Here is a 15,401-nt window from a genome sequence, read left to right on the forward strand (position 1 = left end):
CGCTCCCCGGACAGACACAGCAGTCAGGAGCCGGTGATGGACCTGTACGAACACCAGGCAAGGGAACTCTTCGAGGAACACGGCATCTTGGTGCCGAGGGCCGAGGTCACGGACTCGCCCAAGGAAGCACGCGCGATCGCCCGCCGACTCGGCGGCCGCGTCGTCGTGAAAGCCCAGGTGAAGACCGGTGGACGCGGCAAGGCGGGCGGCGTCGTACTCGCCGCCGACCCGGCCGCCGCCGAGCTCACGGCACGTCGGATTCTCGGCATGGACATCAAGGGCCACACGGTCGGCAAGGTGATGCTGGCCCAACCGGTCGACATCGAGAGCGAGTTCTACGTCGGCTACGTCCTCGACCGCGCCGCCGGACGCTTCCTCGCGATCGCGTCGGCCGAGGGCGGCATGGACATCGAGGAGGTGGCCGCGAGCCGCCCGGAGGCGGTGGCGCGTGTTCCCGTCGACCCGGCCGTGGGCGTCACCTCGGCGAAGGCGACCGAGATCGCCGAGGCCGCGGGGCTGCCCCCGGAGACCGTCGACGTTCTCGTACGCCTCTGGGGGGTGCTGAGCCGCGAGGACGCCGTGCTCGTCGAGGTGAACCCCCTCGTACGCACCGCCCGGGGGCAGATCCTCGCCCTGGACGGCAAGGTCACCCTCGACGACAACGCCCGCTTCCGCCAGACACGTTGGGGTGAGCAGGAGGCCACGCACGACGACCCCCTGGAGGCGGTGGCCGCCGCCAAGGGTCTCAACTACGTCAAACTGGACGGCGAGGTCGGCATCATCGGCAACGGCGCGGGCCTCGTCATGTCGACGCTCGACGTGGTCGCGGGCTGCGGCGCCCGCCCCGCGAACTTCCTCGACATCGGCGGCGGGGCCTCCGCCCAGATCATGGCCGACGGCCTCTCCGTGATCCTCTCCGACCCGGCCGTGAAATCGGTCTTCGTCAACGTCTTCGGCGGCATCACGGCCTGCGACGCGGTCGCCGACGGCATCGTGCGGGCGCTGGAGACCGTGCGGCTGACCAAACCCCTCGTGGTCCGCCTCGACGGCAACAACGCCGTCCGTGGCCGCGCCATCCTCGACGACCGCGCGCACCCCCTGGTCCAGCAGGCCACCACCATGGACGACGCCGCACACCGCGCGGCCCGACTCGCCACCGCCAGTTGAAGGAGGAACAGGACATGGCCGTCTTTCTCACCAAGGAGAGCAAGGTTCTCGTCCAGGGCATGACCGGCGGCGAGGGCATGAAGCACACCCGGCGGATGCTCGCCGCCGGCACGGACGTCGTCGGCGGGGTCAACCCGCGCAAGGCGGGCCGGACCGTCGACTTCGACGACCGGGCGGTACCCGTCTTCGGCTCGGTGCGCGAGGCGATGGCGGCGACCGGCGCCGACGTCACCGTCGTGTTCGTGCCGCCCGCGTTCGCCAAGGCCGCCGTGACCGAAGCCGCCGACGCGGGCATCGGGCTCGCCGTCGTCATCACCGAGGGCATCCCCGTCCACGACTCCGTCGCCTTCCACGCGTACGCCGCCACGAAGGGCACCCGCGTCATCGGCCCCAACTGCCCGGGCCTGATCACTCCGGGGCAGTCGAACGCGGGCATCATCCCCGCCGACATCACCAAGCCCGGGCGCATCGGTCTGGTGTCCAAGTCGGGCACGCTGACGTACCAACTCATGTACGAACTCCGCGACATCGGCTTCTCGACGTGCGTGGGCATCGGCGGCGACCCCGTGGTCGGCACCACCCACATCGACTGCCTGGCCGCCTTCCAGGACGACCCCGACACCGAACTCGTCGTCCTCATCGGCGAGATCGGCGGCGACGCCGAGGAGCGGGCCGCCGCGTACGTCCGCGACCACGTCACCAAGCCCGTCGTCGCCTACATCGCCGGCTTCACCGCGCCCGAGGGCAGGACGATGGGCCACGCGGGCGCGATCGTCTCCGGCTCGGCCGGCACCGCGCAGGCCAAGAAGGAGGCCCTCGAGGCGGCCGGAGTACGAGTGGGCGGCACGCCGACCGAGACGGCCCGGCTGGTGCTGACCCGATTGGAATCGGAGCGTGTCGCCGCACAGGGGTGAGATGAGACGTCACTCATAGTTGATGTGAGGTGACTGTCACGAGCGGAGCCTCCTCAGTACCTTCCTCCGTACGTACGCGACCACCCTGCGCGTACGAACCCTTCCCTCCGTGCGGACGCGACCACCGTCCTCCTCCGCACGGATGCGACCACCCCTCGTCCGGGCCCGTGGACCATGCAGCTCGGCAGGAGCCAGGCACCTCCCGCCCCCGACTGTGCACCGAGAGCGGAGACATCCGAATGGCATCCACCCTCAACAACCCCCTTGTCCTGAAGTCCGGTACGTCCTGGGCCGACGCCTGGCAGCGCTGCCTCGCCGTCGCCCCCGAGGCGTTCCAGGAGGACCGCGTCCTCAATCTCTGGGACGCCGCCTGGCGGGCGGACGGCCGGGCACTGCCCGCCACCAGTCCGGTCGACGGAAGCCCCATCGCGGGCCCGCCCCGTCTGAACGCCACAACCGCCCACCAGGCCGTACGGGCCTCACTCGACCAGCACCGGGCCTGGCGCCATGTCCCGCTCGCCGAACGACGTGCGCGCGTCGCGGCCACCCTCGACGCCCTGACCGAGCACCGCGAGCTGCTCGCCCTCCTCCTCGTCTGGGAGATCGGCAAGCCCTGGCGACTCGCGCAGGCCGACGTGGACCGGGCGATCGACGGCGTGCGCTGGTACGTCGACGGCATCGAGCCCATGGTCGACGGCCGGGCTCCGCTCGACGGGCCGGTGTCCAACATCGCGAGCTGGAACTACCCGATGAGCGTGCTCGTTCACGCAATGCTGGTACAGGCATTGGCAGGGAACGCGGTCATCGCCAAGACCCCGACCGACGGCGGCGTCGCCTGCCTCACCCTGGCCGGCGCGCTCGCCGCACGCGAAGGGATCCCCGTCACCCTCGTCAGCGGCAGCGGAGGCGAGCTGTCGGAGGCGCTGGTCCGCGCGCCCGAGATCGGCTGTGTCTCCTTCGTCGGCGGCCGTGACACGGGCGCCGCGGTGGCCACCGCCGTCGCCGACCTCGGCAAGCGGCATGTACTCGAACAGGAGGGACTCAACACCTGGGGCATCTGGAACCACACGGACTGGGACGCACTGACGGCCGTCATCCCCAAGCTCTTCGACTACGGCAAGCAGCGCTGCACCGCCTACCCGCGCTTCGTCGTCCAGCGCTCGCTGTTCGACGAGTTCCTCGCCGCCTATCTCCCCGCCGTCCGCACCCTGCGGGTCGGTCACCCACTGGCCGTCGAGCATCCCGAAAACCCCTACCCCGCGCTGGACTTCGGGCCCGTCATCAACGCGGCCAAGGCGAAGGAACTGCACGACCAGGTGGCGGAGGCCATCGACCGCGGCGCCGTCCCGCTGCACCGCGGCAAGCTGACCGACGCACGCTTCCTGCCCGGCCAGGACACGGCGGCGTACGTCCAACCGGTCACGCTCCTGAACCCGCCGCCGTCCTCACCGCTGCACCACGCGGAGCCCTTCGGCCCGGTCGACACCATCGTCCTGGTCGACACCGAGGCGGAGCTGCTCGCCGCGATGAACGCGTCGAACGGCGCGCTCGTCGCCACGCTGTCCACGGACGACGAGGCGACGTACGCCCGACTGGCCCCGCAGATCCGCGCGTTCAAGGTCGGCCGCGGCAAGCCCCGCTCCCGCGGCGACCGCGACGAGCTCTTCGGCGGCCTCGGCGCGTCCTGGCGCGGCGCCTTCGTCGGCGGCGAGCTGCTCGTGCGCGCCGTCACACAGGGACCGGCGGGGGAGCGGCTCCCGGGCAACTTCCCCGAGTACCAGCTCGTTCCGTGAGGTGAGGGCGGGCGGTACCCGCCTCAGGGCGCCGCCTGCTCTCTCGGACCCCTGCGGACTCCCGCGATGATCTCGTCCACCAGCCAGCGGGCGACACCTGGGGGATAGGGCTGGGGCAGACCGAGCACGACATGGTTCACGCCGATGCCGATGAGGTCGGCGACGGTGGCGCGGGTGGCGGCGGGATCGTCGTACGAGACGACGATCTGTACGGAGCGCGTGATCTCACGCGGATCCCGTCCGATGTCCGCGCAGTGCGCGTCCAGCACCCGACCGCGCGCGGCGACGAACTCGACGTCGTTGTGCGGCGGTCCGGGGATGTTCCAGATGTCTGCCTGCTCGGCGACGAGCCGCAGCAGCCGGGTCCCCCAGCCGCCGATCAGCAGGGGCGGCCCGGGCCGCTGCACCGGCTTGGGCTCGTTCCGCGTGCCCCGCAACCGGTAGTAACGCCCCTCGAAGTCGAAGGGTTCGTCCTGCGTCCACATCCGGCGCAGGACCTCGACCGTCTCGCCGAGCCGGGCGACCCCCTCGCCCGGCGGGACGAGGGAGAGCCCGTACGCCTCGTACTCGGCGATGGCCGGATTCTCGCCGGCGATCCCGCCCGTGCCGGGCGGCTGGTGGGTGCCGCCGACACCGATGCCCATGACCAGCCGACCGCCGGAGATCACGTCCACGGTCGAGGCCATCTTCCCGAGGACGGCCGGCGGGCGGATGCGGTTGCTGGTGACGAGGAGCCCGAGCCGCAGCCGCTCGGTCTGCGCGGCCAAGGCGCTGAGCAGCGTCCAACCCTCATGGACCTGGCCGTTCTTGGGGCCGCGGAGCGGAAGCAGATGGTCCCAGAGCCAGGCGTCCTCGATCTCGGGCAGGGCGTCGGCCTCCTGCCAGACGCGGCGGATGTCGTCGTAGGGGACGTGCATGGGGGTGGTCTTGATACCGAAGCGCACGCGCTGATCGCTCATATCGCTCAGCTTAGACAATCATCAGCTGAGCTGACAATCAGTCTTGGGTACAGTTCCCGCATGACCGGTGAGCGCCCTCCCGTACCTCCCGTACCTCCCGCGCGTCATGTTCCTCCCGTGCCCCTTGAGTCCCGGCTCGGCTATCTGCTCAAGCACGCCCAGCAGCGGCTGGCGCGGGCGTCCGCGGCGGCGTTGGCACCCCTCGGGATCGACGGCCACGAGCTCGCGGTGCTGGCGGTGCTCGCCGCCGAGTACCCGTTGTCGCAGGTCGAGGTGGCCGGCCGGCTCGGCGTCGACCGCACCACGATGGTCGCGCTCGTCGACGGCCTGGAGGACCAAGGGCTGGTCGAGCGGCGCCGCAGTCCTGCGGACCGACGCAAGAACATCGTCGAGCTGACGCCCGAGGGCCGGGACTGCCTCGACCGGGCCGAGCGCGCGCGCCTCGCGATGGAGCGGCGCTTCCTCGACCCGCTGGACGAGGAGACGGCGGCAGCGCTCGTGCGGGCTCTGCGGATCCTGGTGGTGGAGGAGCGTCGGATCGGGGAGTGACCGTGCGGGTCCGGGGGCTCTTCGGCCCTCCCACATGGACCCTGGGTGATCTTCGCGTCACCTTTTGTGATCGGCCGGGCGCCCCCTCCTTCGGCCCCGTGCAGCCACTCCCAGGACCCCGATATGCAGGTGAAAGGCACTCCGAAACCTTGGTATTGTTGTCCATGTCGCCGCGGGGAACACCCCCGGCCAGGCGGCAGACACCTGGTCCGGGTGGCGGAATGGCAGACGCGCTAGCTTGAGGTGCTAGTGCCCTTTATCGGGCGTGGGGGTTCAAGTCCCCCCTCGGACACTGACTGGTAGCCCACGGGTTGTCGCATAGTGCTGGTTGAGATTCATCTCGACCAGCACTTTCTGTTTCCCGGAGTCGTAAGTGAGGGCGAGCCCGAGCCGACGGTAGATCTCCGCCTTGTCCGCGGCTTTCGCCTGGCGGACGGCGGCGGCCAGGTCTGCGCCTGCCGAATACCTCATCCGACCAGGTCAGGCCGTATGCCGATACTCGTGGATCACTCCACCGATCCGGTCGTTCCGGCGTATGTTGAGACGGGTCACTCGTTCGGGATCGGTGATCGCTTCGGGGACCGCGCGCAGGGGCGCCGCCTGGCGCATCGCTTGGTGGGGCCGGTGCGCATGGTGATGCCGCTCGAACTCGCGCGGCGCGTGGCTCAGGTGCCGCTCGTTCCAGATCAACGTGCGGTCCAGGAGTTCGTGGCGGCAGGTCTGCACCCAACGCTCCGTCAGGGAGTTCATCCGCGGCATGCGGACCCCGGTGAGCACGACGTGGATACCCGTGTTGCCCAGGAATGGGTTCTCGGCACCGAGCCGGGAACAAGTCCGCTTCCGCTGCTCGCGATCACTTCTTCCGGCCCAGTACCAAGCGGGACCGGCGGGCGATGGGCGCACAGCACTGGTGTCGAACAGCCCACCGGTCCGCCGACATCGGTCGTCTGTTGGGCGACGTGACGCAACCGCGGTCCCACACGCGGCAAGGCTGCTCGAGCGTCCTGACGCCGCCGGGCGGCGGGCGACACCGTGTCGCCCGCCGCCCGGCGGAAGGGATTCAGGCTCAGATGCTTGGGGAGTGACGTGGCGTCAGCCGGTCGCGCTGCCCGCGACCCACTCGCTCCACGGCATGTTCCAGTCGCTGAGGCCGTTGTCGGGGGCCAACATGGTCTTGTCTTCGGAGTTCTTGACGATCACGACGTCACCGATCATCGAGTTGTCGAAGAACCACGCGGCGGGCTGCCTGCCATCGCCGCCGCCCTTGACGTCCTTCAGGCCCACGCACCCGTGGCTGGTGTTGACCTTGCCGAAGACCGCGTCGGCACCCCAGTAGTTGCCGTGGATGAAGGTGCCCGAGGCGGTCAGGCGCATGGCGTGCGGTACGGCCTCGATGTCGTAGGAGGGCTTGCCGTCCTTCTTCGTGAGGCCGACGGTCGCACCGTTCATGTGGGTCTGCCTGAACTTCTCGGAGATGACCATCTGACCGTTGTAAGTAGGGTGCTCGGTGCTGCCGGACGAGATCGGGATGGTCTTGATCGCCTTGCCGTCCCGTACGACGGTCATCTGCTTCGTCTTGGCGTCGACCGTGCTGATCTGGCTCCGGCCGATCTTGAACGTGACCGTCTTCTGGATGCCGTGGAGATTGAGCGTGACGGTGACGGTGGAGCCGGGCTTCCAGTAGTTGTTGGGGCGGAAGTCCAGGCGGTCGTTGTTGAACCAGTGGCCGACGACCTGCTGGCCGCTGCTGGAGCTGACCTGGATCTTCGACTCCATGGCGGCCTTGTTGCTGATCGCCTTGTCGAAGTTGACCGTCACCGGCATGCCCACGCCGACGGTCGAGCCGTCCTCGGGGGAGAGGTGCCCGATGAAGTTATTCGCCGGGGAGACCGTGGTGATCGTGGCGGTCCCGGTGACGGAGCGGCCCTTGGCGTCCTTGGCCTCCGCGGCGACCTGATACCTGGTGGCCCGCTCCAGTCGGCCGTTCGGCTTCCAGGACGTGCCATCGGCGGACAGGGTGCCCGGAACCTCGGCACCGGTCGCGACGGCGGTCATGGTCACCTTGGTGAGCTTGCCGTTGCTGACGGTGACCTTGGTGGAGTCGTTGATCCCGACGTCGTAGGCACCTTGCTTGGGCGTGATCTTTATTCGGGCGTCGGAAGCCTCTTGGGTGGCCGTCTGATCCGCCCGCGCCTGCGGTTTCGGGTGATTCCCGGCGTCGTTACCGCCGGTAGCAGCGTTGCTGGTGCCGCCGAGGGCCGTGAGTGAGAGCACACCGCCGAGTACACCGACCGCGGCCACCAGCCCGGTGCGTCCTTTACGTGCCGTGATCAAACGCTTCTCCCATGTCACTGGTCGTTGAATCCCTGGAGCTGGATGCCGAGGGAGTGCAGCTAGCTATAAAACTCTTTATATGAGGTTATCCGTCCTTAAATGAGCAAACTGTGGTGAAGGCCACGCACCGTTGAGCTCGTCGCCGAGGCCCTGCTCGACCGACGGATGGCGCGTAGTCGATCCGCTCTCGCCGCCCGAAGCCGGTCATGACGGGGGCGCCCGGTTCAGGCGGAGCGCCCGGCCGATGTTCTGCACGATCTCGACCTGGGAGCCGCGGGTGTCGGCGAAGCAGATGGCCTCCATTCCGCGCTCGCCGGTGAGGTCGACGCCTTCCCCGAGGACCCGCCCGGAGGCGAGGAAGGCCCTGTGTACGCGCTGGCCCGTGGCGGAGATTCCGTTGGCGAACTGCCGAAGCGCTTCGCGTCGTTCGGCCACGAGGCGGTCGCCCCATAGCCATGCCGACCAGACCCGGTCCGGGCGACGCGGCGGTCGGCCATCAGTCCGTAGAACTCCGCGTCGATCGAGGACCTCGGCAGCCGGTCCGCCTTGGCCAGGTCGTCGTCGGCGGCGTCGGTGACGTACAGCTCCGCGGCCGTCTCCGGCAGGTTCTCCGCGAAGGTGGTGGCATCGGGGGCCTTCTCGACCTTCTGGTTCAAGGTCATGACGATGCGCAGGTTGTACGCCGCCGCGTGCTCCAGGAGGGCGAGGCGTCGGCCCCGCAGTGCGCCCTCCGAGAGCCCGGCCGCTGGGCCGGGCCGCCCGCAGCCGACGCACCATTGCGGTGGACGACGTCCCAGCCGATTACGTCACCGTCTCCTCCGGTCTGGGGGGTGCGGCCCCTGTCAGCCTGGTCGTGCTGCCCGTCATGGCGCTGCTGGCCAGCCAGAACCGCGATATCGACACGAAGAACCTGGAGATCGAGCAAGCGCGGAAGGGAGCTCGAGGCCCGGGCCCGGGAGCACGCCCGTGCCTCCAGGTACAAGCCCCGAGCGCCTCCGGCTGCGTCAGCTGCTGGACTGCCTGGAGGCCGCCTTCCGCCCCCTGAGCTCCCACGAAGGACTGGAGGTCCGGGTCGTCAGGGCCCCTGGGGTCCCGTCCGAACTGGTCACCGACGAGTCCCGGCTGCGCCAGGTGCTCCGCAACCTGCTCTCCGACGCGGTGATGTTCACCGAGGCAGGCCATGTCGAGCTGCGGATCGAACCCGTCGACAGGGCCGCCGCCGACCTGCCCGATTCCGTCCGCCGCGGCAGCCCCGCCCCGTCCTTCCGGGGCCGCGACACCGGCATCGGCATCTCGGACCAGCACCTGGAGAACATCTTCGGTGCCTTCCAGCAGGCCGATGGCACCATCAGCCGCACGTACGGAGGAACCGGCCTGGGCCTGTCCATCTGCCGCGAGATCGCCTACCTGCTCGGCGGCTCCATCCACGCCCAGAGCACCAAGACGAGGGCAGCTGTTTCACCCTGTACCTGCCGACCGTGCACCCCGCCGTCCAGGACACGGCGGCCCCACCGGCAGCCGCCGCAGCCCCTGCGGCGGCCGAGCCACGCGACCGCCGCGGCACCGCACCCGGCAGCCTGGGACGCCACGGCGAAGCCGGCCTCGCCGCGGACACCCACGGTGCGCCACCCGCAGGGCGCCGCGTGCTGGTCGTAGAGGCCAGCCCACGAGGGCCGCTGTCCCTGCTGAGCGAGAGTGCCGTCGCCGACCCGCCCGGGGTCCCCACGCCCGTCCGGGTGGACACCGCCGCCGATTCCGGGGTGGCGGCTGCCTCCACGCCTTCACGGCCGTTCTCGGCGTACAGGACGCGCAGGCTTGACTGAGCCCGCGTTCGGCCGTCGTCGAGACTTTGTCTCACCTGGCTATGTGCCTCACCTGTCGGTGATCTCGGAGAGCCAGGCCGTGTCTTCCGGGCCCGGCGCTTCGGGGCCGGGCTCGGGCAGCCGGCGGACCTCTCCCGTGCGCAGGGCGACCGTGGCCCGTGGCCGCATCGGCCCGTCGCCCCTGCGTGAGAGCAGGACGAGGTCCCAGACGGTCGCCGTCATGGCGTCGAACCGGGTGGCGCAGTCGGCGGTGACGCGCCGCGGATCCCGGGTCCGGCCCAGGGACAGATGTGGGGTGAAGTTCTTGGAGGGCCCACGACAGAGCGGGAACCGCTGCCGCAGTACGCGGTGCAGATCCGCCCACGGCGCCTTGCCGGCCGCCGTCGGGTCGAGCCACACGGTGAAGTACGCCCTGTGCCGGAAGGTGCGCACCCCGTCCAGTCGGGCGGTGAAGACCGGCGTCTCGGCCGTCGCCGCGGCGAGCAGCGGGGCCGCCCGCTCGAAGTCGGACTCCGGCACGAAGCCGAAGAGCACATTGACGTGCGGCGGCCAGCGGTGGATCTGCGGATCGTAGTCCCGGCGGATGTCCTGGATCGGCGACCACAGCTCCGCAGGCGGGATCCAGGCCACCGCAGTGCGGGCCGTCGGCGACACGTCGAGGACGTCGGCGGGCTCGTGCCTACCGGAGCTCGTGTCGAAGCCCAGGTCCGCTTGCGGGTCCCGCACCCGGCCGGCGCCCGACGCGTCGATGCGGTCCACACCCGTGGCCCGGTCCCAGACCACCTCGCCGTCCGCCTCGATGAACACCACCCGGTGCCACGGGATGTCGCCCCCGGGCACGAAGGAAGACAGCGGGATGCGTTTGAGGGCATCCCCGCGCTGGCTGATCCCCAGCACGAACCGGCCCGGGTCGAACCGCGGGTCCCAGCGGACCCGGTGATAGATCTCGTCGCTGGTCCGCATCACGCCTCCTCGCCCGCCTTCACACCTTCTCTTCCTCCAGGGTGCCGCCCTCTTTCCTCCAGGGTGGCGCCCACCCTGCCTTCGACGGTTGTTCCGCTCGCACCGCGACGCATCAGGTGCGGTGCGCCTGACGGGGGACGGCAAGGAGAGCCGGTGCGCGTGTGCGGTGAGCACCCGCGGCAGCGTGGCGTACCTCTTCTCGGCGTCCTGTCGGTTCTGGGACCGGCTTGTTCGTCGCGGCCGGTAGCGTGGGCAACGAGACAGAGCCCTGCGAAAGACAAGAGCGGGAACCATGCGGATGATCTTCAATCCCGCGGAGGAGAACGAGTACCAGGCGGTTCGTGGTCTTCTTGTCCACCGGTTCGAACAGTGGGCCCGGGAGAACGGGATCGACGCCGATCCGTTCGTCGTCGAAGCCGCGCTGGACTACCGCCATCTCGGTACGCCGGACGGCAGGCTGGGACTGTGGGACCAGCCGCACATCGAGGAGTTCCTGCTCGACTGGGTTCCGTGGACGGTGACCGTACTTCCCGACGAGGAGCCCGTCGATGCGCCAGGCACTTTGCGGTGCCTGCTGCGGTATCTGGACGACGTCCATCTTGCCGATCCCCGAGGGGCGTCCCTGCCCGAGGTGCTGGAGGCCGTCGACGCGGCGGCGCCCCGCTACGCGGCGGCGATGGCCGACCGCAGCCTCTGGGGCCTGGCGAAGTTCTGGATCACCACCGCCGCGGAGCAGGGCGTCGACGTCCACGACGAGCAGGCGTTGCAGGACTTCGTGGGGCGTGCACAGGGCGGCGAGGTGCCCTACGACCCGGAGGTGCTTCAGACCATCGTCGAGCGGCACAGGCGGAGTTCCGGGCCGGTACGGTCCGAGCCTCAGCTCCCGGTCGCGCTCCCGGGCGACGATGTCCTGCGGGAGCAGGCCGGCCGGTCACCGGTCCTGCGGCAGCTGCGCGAGCTGGCCGAGTGGGCCGGGCGCGACCGCAGAACGCTCACCGGTTCCGGAAGGCTGCGTCTGTCGGATGCCCGGGAACTCGTAGAGCGGCTGAACACCGGAGATGACACGGACGCGGTCCGCTCGTCCGCGGACCTGCCGCGCCTCAACCTCCTTGTGGAGTGGGCGAAGACAGCCAGGCTGATACGAGTCGCCAAGGGGAGGCTGTACGCGGTGGCCAAGGCTGAGCCTGTACTGAACGACCCGCTTGCACTGTGGCGGCGCGCGTTCGACGCGTTCCGCGAGCTGCCCAGCCCAGTGCGGCGCGGGCGCGGCGGCAGGCACGGAGAATCCGTGCTGTTCGTCGAGTACGACATGTGCGACGTCGTCCTGCCCGACGTACTGGCGACCCTCTACAGCCTGCCGTACCCCATGCCCTGGCCCGGGCTGCGGGACAGCGTCCACCTCGCCTACCGCTCGGGTTCCCCGCTCGAGGGCTTCGCCACGGACTCCATCGGGTTCGAACAGGCCGATGACGATCTACGCACCGTGCTGGGTGTTTTGGAGGACCTGGGGGCGATCGAGTGCCACCAAGGGATGGCTGACCCCGTCTTTGCGGATCTGGCGATGAGCGAGAACGACCTCGAGGGGTGGGCCGGAATACCGACCGAGGGCGATGACGACCTCGAGACGCCGTCCGGCATACTGCCAGGGATGCCGACCGGACTTGCCGGGCTGCTGAACGACGCCCTGCCGGACGAGACCCTGTCGGGTGACGCCCTGTTGAGGGACGCTCAGCTGGATGACGAGGACACCCAGCGGGCCCGGAAACTGAAGTCCGAACTGAGCTCGGGCCCGGTCGAGTTGATCCGTCTCACTGACCTCGGAACGGACTCCGTGCGCCGTCGGCTGCTGGCCGAAGGCCGGGATGCACCCCTGATCGGCGAGCTTGCCCAGGCCTCGCCGGCCGGTTTGCTGGGCGTCCTCGCCGATCACTACGATCCAGAGTCCGCCCGGGCGGAGCTCGCCGCGTGGATCGCCGTCCACGGCGACCGGTCCGCGGCGCTGGAGCAGCTCGTCCACGCGGTGCGGACCATGCCGTTCCGTACCCGGGCCGAGGCCATGCTGGACGTCCTCGTCTCATCGCTCGACGACGGGGAGCTCCTGCTGCGAAGCCTGCGTTCGGATTCCTGGCTGGCTCCCACCGCGCTGAGCCTCCTGGCACGCCGGGAGATTCTCACCCCCGAGGACCTCACGGAGCCGGAAAGCCTGCTCATGGTCGCTGAGAGCCTGTTGCAGCTCTGTGAGGCGACCGGCGCCGACGGGGTGAGGGAAGTACTACGCCAACAAGGTCGCGAGGCCGAAGAGGCCCTCCGGGCGGCTCTGGCCTCCGGTCACCCGGACCGGGAGGGCCTCGCGGACCTTCAGGCCCTCGCCGAGCGTCTGCCCCGGGAGCACAAGGCCCACGTCGGCCTTGTTCAGCAGCGCGGCCACCGAGAGAACGGCAGACGGGGCGGCAGGCGGCGCCGCTGAGGACTTGGCGCTCCCGGCGCTCAAGGGCGAGGTCGACGGCAGAGTGACCGCATGACAGGGATACCGGCTGCCTTGATGGACTCCGCCTGTGGGGCTCGTGTCATGGTTGCCTCAAGCGAGGCCATCCGCCAAGCCGTGATCATTCCGGCAGCGAAGCCGAAGACAAGCGTGCTCCCGTCGCGCCGGTAGGCTGCCGCGCCGTGAGCGAGTACCAGTACTACGAGTTCCTGGCCGTCGACCGCCCGCTGACCGAGGCCGAGATCGCCCAGGTGAGAGCGCTGGCTACGCGGGCCCGGATCACCTCCACCAGCTTCGTCAACGAATATCACTGGGGGTGACTTCCACGGCGATCCCACCAAGCTCGTCGAGCAGCTTTACGACGCCCACCTGTACTACGCGAACTGGAGCTGCCGCCGCCTTCTGCTGCGTATCCCCGCCTCCTGCGAGACCTCCCGCTGCCCGACCCTCCGCCCGAGGGCGCCGAATGGATCGAAGCCTTCCGCCACTGGGCCCTGTGAAGCCCTTCGGTGAAAAGCGTCCCGAAGAGGGAGGGATTCGTGCTCCGGAATCAACAGGGCCCTTGACCCTGGCCCTCGACAAGGCCGGAACCAGAGAGCACCACCCCTGTGAGGGATGTCGACCGGCGTCCAAGCTCAATGCGCTGAGTGCTATCAACGTTTACACACACGGATGGTGCTGGCCGACTCTCGGTCGGCACCATCCGTGTTTCGTGCTCCACGGTGAGGTCATGGAGGGGCACCCCGGCAAGGGTGCGCCCAGGTGGTCCCGGCAGTGCCTCGGTCGGCTCGTCGAGGGGTTTCTCAGCGCCGCAGGTGCCCCAGCACGGAGCGCACCGCGCGCTCCACGGCGTCGCGCGCCTGCTCGGTACGGTCGATGGTCTCGAAACCGTGGTGGCCGAGCGGAACGTCGATCACCTCGACATTGGCGTCGCACTTCTCGGCGGCGGCCAGGAATTCCTCGACCGTCACCGCGATCTCCGCGCGCTCCAGCTCCACCCGGGTCAGCACGATCGGCAACCGTCCCGCGGTACGCACCGCGTCCGCCGGGCGGAACCGGGAATCGACGAGGCCCCAGTTCGGCAGCGGTGCGAGTATCGGATAGCTCGCCGCGACGCACCGCAACCACGGCGGAGGCGCCGCGAGCCAGTCCGCCGACAACAGCCCGCCACTGGAGAAGCACCACAGCGCCACGCGATCCCCGTCGACGCGCGGATCGGCCCGTACGAGGTCGACCGCTTCGGCTATGTCCTCGGCGGCCCGACCGTAGTCGGCGAGATCGTGCAGTCGATGGTCGAGCGTCACGCCGACGGCCCCCAAACCCGCCACGTACTGGCCGTAGCCGACGAAGCCCGGCCAGTCCCGCGGAGTCGGCCGCACGTCGGGGTGGACCGGGCCACCGTGCACGAACACCACCGCCGGCCGCGGGTGGTCGGCTTCAGCGAGGTCGTCGGGGAGGTGGAGATCGACCCGTCCCACCCGCTCGCGAGGCCGCTCCGGTACCTCCATCACGAAGGGGCGAAGGTGAGCCGGCTGTTCGTTCACCTTCGCGGCCACCCGGTGCCCTTCTCCCGCGGCGGCCCGCATCAGTGTCTCGGCCACCTCGTCGGGGCGGGAGAGCATCGGCCAGTGCCCGGTGTCGAGTTCGAAGAAGCTCACCCGGGGGTCGGTGAGCACCTGGAAGCGCGGGTCCCCCAGTCCCACCAGGGCCTCGACCATGGCGATGCTCGAACCGTTGGCGGTGCACAGGACGCCGGTCCTCGGCAGCTCGGAGACCGCTTTCGACAGGCGGAGCGGCTGGGTGAGCGTGCCCACCGGCTGCGGTACGGCGCGTGTCGCCAGCCGAGCCAGCACGGCGGGCGAGAGGCCGGCGACGCTGCCCCAGCGCTGCCACTCCCCAAGCGTCGGCGGGGGAATCCGCCAGTCGTCATCGGCCGGCCCGGCGCGGTGCAGCAGCCGGTCGCGGACCGCCTGGTCGGGCACCAGGGTGAGGGCCTGATCGCCGTCCTGAGCCATGCCGGCATCCAGGTGGACGATCCGGGCGATCCGTTCCGGGCGCCGGTCGGCTGCGCCGAGCACCGGGTAGATGCCGTAGCAGTGACCGACCAACACCACCTCTGCCGCGTCCGTCCGGTCGATCACCCGCAGCAGGTCGTGGATGTGCGTCTCCAGGTCCGTGTCAGGTCCCGCCGCATGGCCGCGGTCACCCATGCCGGTGAGCGTCACCGGATACGCCGGTGCCCCCGACTCCCGCAGCCGATCGGCCACCGCCTGCCATATCCAGCTGCCGGTGTGGGCGCCCGCCACCAGGATGAATGCCGTCATCGATGTCTCCTCGCACGCCGTGGTCGCGGGGCCGTCCGTACCGGCCGTCCGCGCTCGTCGGTACGGTAGGAACTCCCCCTGAGGGAGGTT

12 protein-coding genes, 1 tRNA gene and 1 pseudogene are annotated in these 15,401 nt (G+C 69.9%); 8 read left to right on the forward strand and 6 right to left on the reverse strand.

Features of this window, described 5'->3' with window-relative positions:
- The first annotated feature begins 36 nt into the window (after positions 1-36).
- The 3 genes from sucC (at position 37) to FNV62_RS41490 (ending at position 3,874) form a co-directional block, all read left to right on the forward strand.
- On the forward strand, positions 37-1,167 hold the full coding sequence (gene sucC / locus FNV62_RS41480) for an ADP-forming succinate--CoA ligase subunit beta (protein WP_143628966.1): 1,131 nt from the start codon (positions 37-39) through the stop codon (positions 1,165-1,167).
- 14 nt (positions 1,168-1,181) lie between these two features.
- Positions 1,182-2,081: a succinate--CoA ligase subunit alpha gene (sucD, locus tag FNV62_RS41485; protein ID WP_143628968.1), complete on the forward strand. Its 900-nt coding sequence runs from the start codon at positions 1,182-1,184 to the stop codon at positions 2,079-2,081.
- 239 nt (positions 2,082-2,320) lie between these two features.
- Complete coding sequence (locus tag FNV62_RS41490; protein WP_143628970.1) at positions 2,321-3,874, forward strand: aldehyde dehydrogenase family protein; 1,554 nt, start codon at positions 2,321-2,323, stop codon at positions 3,872-3,874.
- Between the two features lie 23 nt (positions 3,875-3,897).
- Here FNV62_RS41490 and FNV62_RS41495 read toward each other — a convergent pair whose 3' ends face one another.
- On the reverse strand, positions 3,898-4,833 hold the full coding sequence (locus tag FNV62_RS41495) for an LLM class flavin-dependent oxidoreductase (RefSeq protein ID WP_143628972.1): 936 nt from the start codon (positions 4,831-4,833) through the stop codon (positions 3,898-3,900).
- Between the two features lie 117 nt (positions 4,834-4,950).
- Here FNV62_RS41495 and FNV62_RS41500 point away from each other — a divergent pair, with 117 nt between their 5' ends.
- Both FNV62_RS41500 and FNV62_RS41505 read left to right on the forward strand, forming a co-directional pair.
- Complete coding sequence (locus FNV62_RS41500; protein WP_313905056.1) at positions 4,951-5,382, forward strand: MarR family winged helix-turn-helix transcriptional regulator; 432 nt, start codon at positions 4,951-4,953, stop codon at positions 5,380-5,382.
- Positions 5,383-5,589: 207 nt separating this feature from the next.
- Positions 5,590-5,674 (forward strand) — tRNA-Leu (locus FNV62_RS41505).
- A 188-nt stretch (positions 5,675-5,862) separates the two neighbouring features.
- Here the strand turns inward: FNV62_RS41505 and FNV62_RS58120 are convergent.
- The 3 genes and pseudogenes from FNV62_RS58120 to FNV62_RS41520 form a co-directional block, all read right to left on the reverse strand.
- Positions 5,863-6,285 (reverse strand): integrase core domain-containing protein, encoded by a 423-nt coding sequence (locus tag FNV62_RS58120; RefSeq protein ID WP_399223189.1) that lies wholly within the window; start codon positions 6,283-6,285, stop codon positions 5,863-5,865.
- Positions 6,286-6,474: 189 nt separating this feature from the next.
- Positions 6,475-7,713, reverse strand: coding sequence for a L,D-transpeptidase (locus FNV62_RS41515; RefSeq protein WP_143652325.1), 1,239 nt, complete (start codon positions 7,711-7,713; stop codon positions 6,475-6,477).
- A 222-nt stretch (positions 7,714-7,935) separates the two neighbouring features.
- Positions 7,936-8,471, reverse strand: a pseudogene (locus FNV62_RS41520) (helicase); the annotation flags it as partial.
- Positions 8,472-8,682: 211 nt separating this feature from the next.
- Here FNV62_RS41520 and FNV62_RS41525 point away from each other — a divergent pair.
- Positions 8,683-9,372 (forward strand): ATP-binding protein, encoded by a 690-nt coding sequence (locus tag FNV62_RS41525; protein WP_313905057.1) that lies wholly within the window; start codon positions 8,683-8,685, stop codon positions 9,370-9,372.
- 215 nt (positions 9,373-9,587) lie between these two features.
- Here the strand turns inward: FNV62_RS41525 and FNV62_RS41530 are convergent, their stop codons facing one another.
- On the reverse strand, positions 9,588-10,502 hold the full coding sequence (locus tag FNV62_RS41530; protein WP_143628978.1) for an RNA repair domain-containing protein: 915 nt from the start codon (positions 10,500-10,502) through the stop codon (positions 9,588-9,590).
- Between the two features lie 298 nt (positions 10,503-10,800).
- Here FNV62_RS41530 and FNV62_RS41535 point away from each other — a divergent pair, with 298 nt between their 5' ends.
- Both FNV62_RS41535 and FNV62_RS54775 read left to right on the forward strand, forming a co-directional pair.
- On the forward strand, positions 10,801-12,969 hold the full coding sequence (locus FNV62_RS41535) for a hypothetical protein (protein WP_164331840.1): 2,169 nt from the start codon (positions 10,801-10,803) through the stop codon (positions 12,967-12,969).
- Positions 12,970-13,169: 200 nt separating this feature from the next.
- Positions 13,170-13,307, forward strand: coding sequence for a hypothetical protein (locus FNV62_RS54775; protein WP_205522470.1), 138 nt, complete (start codon positions 13,170-13,172; stop codon positions 13,305-13,307).
- Between the two features lie 483 nt (positions 13,308-13,790).
- Here the strand turns inward: FNV62_RS54775 and FNV62_RS41545 are convergent, their stop codons facing one another.
- Positions 13,791-15,311, reverse strand: a complete 1,521-nt coding sequence (locus FNV62_RS41545; protein ID WP_143628980.1) for an alpha/beta hydrolase — start codon at positions 15,309-15,311, stop codon at positions 13,791-13,793.
- Between the last annotated feature and the right edge of the window lie 90 nt (positions 15,312-15,401).

This window comes from Streptomyces sp. RLB3-17, assembly GCF_007113425.2.
GTDB lineage: Bacteria > Actinomycetota > Actinomycetes > Streptomycetales > Streptomycetaceae > Streptomyces > Streptomyces mirabilis_D.

Coding starts and splice junctions, on each gene's coding strand:
- sucC (WP_143628966.1), top strand. CDS start 37: ATGGACCTGTACGAACACCAGGCAAGGGAACTCTTCGAGGAACACGGC.
- sucD (WP_143628968.1), top strand. CDS start 1,182: ATGGCCGTCTTTCTCACCAAGGAGAGCAAGGTTCTCGTCCAGGGCATG.
- FNV62_RS41490 (WP_143628970.1), top strand. CDS start 2,321: ATGGCATCCACCCTCAACAACCCCCTTGTCCTGAAGTCCGGTACGTCC.
- FNV62_RS41495 (WP_143628972.1), bottom strand. CDS start 4,833: ATGAGCGATCAGCGCGTGCGCTTCGGTATCAAGACCACCCCCATGCAC.
- FNV62_RS41530 (WP_143628978.1), bottom strand. CDS start 10,502: ATGCGGACCAGCGACGAGATCTATCACCGGGTCCGCTGGGACCCGCGG.
- FNV62_RS41535 (WP_164331840.1), top strand. CDS start 10,801: ATGATCTTCAATCCCGCGGAGGAGAACGAGTACCAGGCGGTTCGTGGT.
- FNV62_RS41545 (WP_143628980.1), bottom strand. CDS start 15,311: ATGACGGCATTCATCCTGGTGGCGGGCGCCCACACCGGCAGCTGGATA.